The organism is Methanophagales archaeon, assembly GCA_021159465.1.
GTDB lineage: Archaea > Halobacteriota > Syntropharchaeia > Alkanophagales > Methanospirareceae > G60ANME1.
The window spans coordinates 1-5,355 of record JAGGRR010000037.1; the positions used below are offsets into that span (position 1 = coordinate 1).

Below are 5,355 nucleotides of genomic sequence, written 5' to 3' on the forward strand. Positions count from 1 at the left end.
GAGAACCCGTGGGTATTTGCACTCATTGGCGCTGCTGCTTTCTTCGGTGCCGCTGCTAATGCACCACTCACTGCGCTCTTCATCGTTTGTGAAATCTCTGGCTCTTATACATTATTTGTGCCAGCATTACTCGCCATCATCCCCGCATATTCACTCGTTGGACGCAGAACGATTTATCCGGGGCAATACGAAACAAGGAAGGAATCCCCAGCACACAAGCGAGAATTTATGGTCGATCTGCTTGAGGGTATAAGAGTGAGGGATGCATATACAAAGGAAGTGCTCACGATTCCTGGTGATATGACGGTAAAAGAGGCACTTTACTTCGCGGAGAAGACAGGGCACATAGCTTACCCTGTTGTAGACAAGGCGGGTAAACTGATAGGAATAACGACGATAATGGAGCTGGAGGAGGCGAGGGAGAGTGGCTCGGTGTATAAGCGGGTGAGTCAGATGTGTACAAAAGACGTGATAGTAGCGTATCCTGACGAATATCTGGAAGATGTGCTTTATAAGATGGACAAATATAATATTGGACGGTTGCCGGTGGTAATGCCAGGACATGGAAATGGAAATAAAGGGGGAGGGGATAGGAAGCTAATAGGAATAATAAGCAGGTCTGATATAGTGAGGGAGCACTGCCGCAGGAGGTCGCTACTCAAAGGTCCCGCTTGAATGAGGTATGATGTATCAGAATAGAACATCAAGGAGGAAGATAGAGCAACTGCGTATATGCATGGAGCAGGAGGTAGAAGCGGGAACAAATGGCTTTGCTGACGTTAAGCTTGTTCATGTTGCATTGCCGGAGATAGCGAAGGATGAGATAGAACTGAAAAACAATTTCCTTGGGTTCTCTTTTAATTTACCCATAATGATCGCTTCAATGACCGGAGGGCATCCAGAGACGAAGCGAATAAACGAAGTACTTGCAGAGGCTGCTGAGCAGCTTGGTATAGGTATGGGTGTTGGTTCACAGCGAGCGGCACTGGAGGGTATTGAGCATGAAGATTCTTTCCGCGTGGTTCGCGATGTTGCCCCTGATTCTTTCATCTATGCAAATCTGGGTGCCCCGCAGTTACTGGAATATGGCGTTGATGGCGTTAAAAGGGTCATAGAGATGATAGATGCTGATGCTGTGGCGATACACCTGAACTTCTTGCAGGAAGCTATCCAGCCCGAGGGTAATGTAGATGCGAGAGGTTGTCTTGATGCGATAAAGGAGGTATGCAGCGAGATAAAGGCGCCAGTGATAGTGAAAGAGACGGGTGCAGGGATAAGCTACCGCGTAGCACGTAAGTTAGTGGATGCAGGCGTTGCTGCGATAGATGTTGGTGGCTTTGGGGGCACCAGTTTAGCTGCTGCTGAGATATACAGGGCGAAAGCAGAGGGAGACGAGCTCTCGGAACACTTGGGGCGGCTTTTTGGCTACGATTGGGGTATCACAACGGTCGAGAGTATCGTGGAGTGCAGTAGTTTTGGGATACCAGTGATTGCTACTGGCGGGATCAGGAATGGTTTAGACGTTGCGAAGAGCATAGCTCTCGGTGCTGATATGTGCAGTGCAGCTTTACCGTTTTTGAAGCTGGCGATGCGCGATTTGAGCGCCGATAAAGTAATAGCGAGGATAGAGGAGATGGGCGAGGAGTTGAAGGCTGCCATGTTTTTAACCGGTTGTAAGACCGTGACGGAGTTGAAGGCTGCTGAGCTGGTCGTAACAGGCGCAACAAGAGAGATAATGGACCAGAGGGGGTTTTTTGATAGGATAAAGTTGAAGATGCGGGATAAAGGATAAACAATAAACAATTACTATGAGGGCTTTTATTGCCGTTGACCTCTCTGAGAGTGAGAGTATAAGAGCGAAGGTGGAAGAGATAGAGCAGCGATTTGGAGAGCTCAGTGGCGTAAAGTTAAAGTTCGTCAACCCGAAGCAGGTGCATCAGACGCTAAAGTTCCTCGGTAGTGTATCAGAAGAGCGTGTTGAGCTTATAAAACGCGAATTGGGAAACATAAACATGGAACCGTTCAATATTGTGCTGCGTGGTACAGGCTTCTTTCCCGCTTCACGTAAGAAGATACGTGTTCTGTGGATAGGAATAGGCAAAGGCATGGAGGGGCTGAGGGCGTTACAGGAGCAGGTGGAAACGAGAATGGTCGCTCTGGGCTTCCCTGCTGAGAAACAGCCATTCAGTCCTCATATCACTATCTGCCGTGTGAAGCGGATTGAATCAGACGCAGGGTTAAACCAGCTAATGAGGAAGATAGCAGAGCTGAGCGATGTGGAGGTGGGAGAGATGCAGGTGAACGCGGTGAAATTAAAGAAGAGCACTCTCACGCCCCGGGGTCCTATTTATGAGGATGTATATGTGAAGAGACTGTTCTAAACGTAAATAGTAAATTGAAGGATTTATCATCGCTTTAGCTTCTCCAATGCTATTTCTCCAGCCTTCTTACCTGACAGCAGCATGGCACCGAAGGTGGGGCCCATTCGCGGAAGCCCAAATGCTGTTGATACAGCCATGCCTGTGACTATCAACCCGGGATAAAATTCTGTGGTATGCTCCACCACGAGATTCTCCGATGCATCAACCCACATTGCACCCTCTCCTTTGGTCTTGAGCAGTTTTCGCACTTCCAATCTCTTCACCACGACTGCATCATGACCTGTGGCATCAATCACTAACTGCGATTCCAGTGAGACAGGGTCAACACAGGCTATTGGACCAGGAAGCGTCGTTACCGCTGTCCAGTTCACAACGACACCACATACAAGCCCATCGTGAAGCACAACATCATCCAGAGTCACCATATTCAGTATCTTAGCACCAGAATCGCAGGTTGCTGCAATCAACTTCGAGCATGCGTGTGTGGCATCAGAGACAAATAGCCCTTCGGTTTCGCTTTCCTCGTAGGGCACTCCCAGCTCATTGAGGATCTCTTCCGCTGGCGACCTTACTGTGATCTTATTCATCAAGAACCCCCCAAGCCAGAAACCTCCACCAAGATAGTTATTCCTCTCTATCAGCAGCACCTTGACATCCCTGGATGCCAGCTCCCTCGCAGCCATCAAGCCTGAAGGTCCACCACCAACAATGATGACTTCACTCTCCACATATCGCTCAAACTCTTTTGCAAACCCAGCCACAATCGCACTCGTTATCTGACTCTCGGATGCTGGAGCGAAAGCGAAAGATGTGCCCTTATTCATGTGTTATGCTAATTTTGAAATTCATTACGTATATAAAAACCTTACTTTCAAAAAAAAGCTTTACCAAAGAAATATCATACTTTAATACTTCATATACAATAAAAAATATAAGTTGGATTTTAGCACGCATACACGATTTTCAGACTCTTTGCTCGTATGTGATGGCTGCTCACGTACTTAGCAGTGGTTAGTAAGTATCATTTTCGGACGTTTGAGGCGTTTATAACCACTGTAAAATAGAAAAGCTTATATATTCTCCATAGTGGAAATAATAACGGAGGTATATTCTATAAAATGATTGCACAAGAGCAGAAGCCAATGGAGGAGATTCTGGGTTATCTCGATGGTAAACGGAAGATAGTAGCTGTAGGCTGTGGCGGTTGTGCCACTTTCTACCATACAGGGGACAAGAAAGCGGTGAAGGAGATGGCAGAGAGACTAAGAAAAGAGGGTAAGGAAGTCACCGAGGTCATTCTACCGCTGGGTATATCAGCCTGTGAGATTGATATGAGTTCAAAGTTCCTGGAGAAGAAGAGAAAAGCTATTGAAGCAGCTGATGCTGTTTTGATGATGAGTTGTGGTGATGGAGTACAGGTAGTGTGTGAATATATAGATAATAAGATAGGAGTTACGAAGCCGGTAATTCCTGCTAATGACGCGCTGGGGCTGGTGGGTGGCGGACCTACGAAATTCAAGGAGACATGCCAGTCATGCGGGCAATGCGAGCTTGGAAAGACCGCAGGCATTTGCCCCCTCACTGCTTGCGGGAAGGGATTGATGAACGGACCTTGTGGTGGTGTGAGGGAGGATGGTAAGTGCGAGGTGGACCCCGAGAAGGATTGTGCATGGGTGAAGATATACGAGCGGATGGAGAAGATGGGTGAGCTGGACAGGTTTACAGAGATGAGAGACCCACATGCGTGGAGCAAAGCAAAACGTCCACGTCTGTTCACAATAGAAGAGCCGGTGAATCCGATGAGGGCGATACTTGGTTCTCTACCTTCTTATTTGACCCTGTTTGGGGGACCTGAGTATGAAGAGGAGTGAGAGGAGGAGGTGAAAGAAGAAGATGGGTGACGAGGTGTATAGCCAGTTGATGAAGGAGTTGAAGGAGGGGAAATACGTCTTCACAGGCGAATTAGAGCCAGAGAAAGCGGGAGATGTAGAAGAGCCGATAAAAGCAGCGAGGGAGTTAGTGGGGTTGGTAACCGCATGTAACGTTACGGACAATCCACAGAGTTTCGCTTATGTCAGTAGTCTGGCAGCATCGTATAAGATACAGCAGGAGACGGGTATGGAATGCATCTACCAGCTCAGATGTGCGGATCGCAATCGCAATGCACTTCTCTCTGACATACTTGGTGCTGGTGTCCTAGGACTGCGGAATATTCTTGCTTTGACTGGCGACCATGTCGCACTTGGTGACACACCGGATGCGAAGCCTGTTTTTGACCTTGATTCTACAACTCTGATTGCACTGATAAGGAAAGTGGTGGACGAGGGGAAGGACCTCGGCGGTAACGAGATACACAATCCTCCGAAGCTGCATGTGGGAGCAGCAGCGGCGCCTGGAGCTGCGGTCTTGAAGGCGGAGATAGCGAAAGTGAAGCGGAAGATAAAAGTGGGTGCTGAGTTTATCCAAACCCAGGTGGTATACTATACGGAAGTTCTGGACAGATTCTTTAAGGAGCTGGGGAAGGTTGATATTCCGGTTCTGGTTGGGATATTCCCTGCGAAGACATATGCACAGGCTGATTTCTTCGATAAGTATGTGGCTGGTGTCGATGTGCCACCAGACTATTTACAGAATATGAAGGCGACGAAACAGATAAAGGACAAGGAGAAGCGTAAGGAGGAGGTGGACCGGGTAAACGTAGAGTTCTTCACAGAGTTCCTGGAGCATCTCAAGGATACACCTGCTGCTGGTTGTCACATCATGGCGGTCGGGTATCCGCGGATAATCCCGGAATTGAAGAAAGTGATGGAGTAATCTCTTTCTTTTTTCTCTTTTTCTTTTTATTTTTATTGTATATAAACTATGATATTTCTTTGGTAAAGCTTTCTTTTTGAAAGAAGGGTTTTATACATCACTTCATCTATGATTTCCTGATGCCTCGGGCAGTCCCAGTAATTCAAGTCAGGAGTTACTG

The 5,355-nt window shown here is 47.6% G+C and carries 6 protein-coding genes; 5 read left to right on the forward strand and 1 reads right to left on the reverse strand.

Going from position 1 to position 5,355, the window contains the following annotated elements:
* From J7J01_02035 to thpR, 3 genes are all read left to right on the forward strand, one after another.
* Window positions 1-675, forward strand: a 675-nt coding sequence (locus J7J01_02035; GenBank protein ID MCD6209671.1) for a CBS domain-containing protein, incomplete at its 5' end; no start/stop codon positions are given.
* Window positions 676-682: 7 nt separating this feature from the next.
* The gene (locus tag J7J01_02040) at window positions 683-1,792 is read left to right on the forward strand and encodes a type 2 isopentenyl-diphosphate Delta-isomerase (protein MCD6209672.1); all 1,110 of its coding nucleotides are present in this window, start codon (window positions 683-685) and stop codon (window positions 1,790-1,792) included.
* Between the two features lie 16 nt (window positions 1,793-1,808).
* Window positions 1,809-2,381 carry an RNA 2',3'-cyclic phosphodiesterase gene (gene thpR, locus J7J01_02045; protein MCD6209673.1) on the forward strand — a complete coding sequence of 191 codons (573 nt, stop codon included), beginning with the start codon at window positions 1,809-1,811 and terminating at the stop codon, window positions 2,379-2,381.
* A 26-nt stretch (window positions 2,382-2,407) separates the two neighbouring features.
* On the opposite strand, the gene J7J01_02050 is transcribed toward thpR, so the two are convergent.
* On the reverse strand, window positions 2,408-3,205 hold the full coding sequence (locus J7J01_02050; GenBank protein ID MCD6209674.1) for a thiazole biosynthesis protein: 798 nt from the start codon (window positions 3,203-3,205) through the stop codon (window positions 2,408-2,410).
* Window positions 3,206-3,499: 294 nt separating this feature from the next.
* On the opposite strand from J7J01_02050, the gene J7J01_02055 reads away from it, so the two are divergent.
* Both J7J01_02055 and J7J01_02060 read left to right on the forward strand, forming a co-directional pair.
* Window positions 3,500-4,252, forward strand: a complete 753-nt coding sequence (locus J7J01_02055; protein ID MCD6209675.1) for a methylenetetrahydrofolate reductase C-terminal domain-containing protein — start codon at window positions 3,500-3,502, stop codon at window positions 4,250-4,252.
* Between the two features lie 22 nt (window positions 4,253-4,274).
* Window positions 4,275-5,195, forward strand: a complete 921-nt coding sequence (locus J7J01_02060; GenBank protein MCD6209676.1) for a methylenetetrahydrofolate reductase — start codon at window positions 4,275-4,277, stop codon at window positions 5,193-5,195.
* Window positions 5,196-5,355: the final 160 nt, after the last annotated feature.

What these genes read in the sequence shown, in the direction of transcription:
- J7J01_02060 (MCD6209676.1), top strand. Translation starts at nt 4,275, where the DNA reads ATGGGTGACGAGGTGTATAGCCAGTTGATGAAGGAGTTGAAGGAGGGG.
- J7J01_02040 (MCD6209672.1), top strand. Translation starts at nt 683, where the DNA reads ATGATGTATCAGAATAGAACATCAAGGAGGAAGATAGAGCAACTGCGT.
- thpR (MCD6209673.1), top strand. Translation starts at nt 1,809, where the DNA reads ATGAGGGCTTTTATTGCCGTTGACCTCTCTGAGAGTGAGAGTATAAGA.
- J7J01_02055 (MCD6209675.1), top strand. Translation starts at nt 3,500, where the DNA reads ATGATTGCACAAGAGCAGAAGCCAATGGAGGAGATTCTGGGTTATCTC.
- J7J01_02050 (MCD6209674.1), bottom strand. Translation starts at nt 3,205, where the DNA reads ATGAATAAGGGCACATCTTTCGCTTTCGCTCCAGCATCCGAGAGTCAG.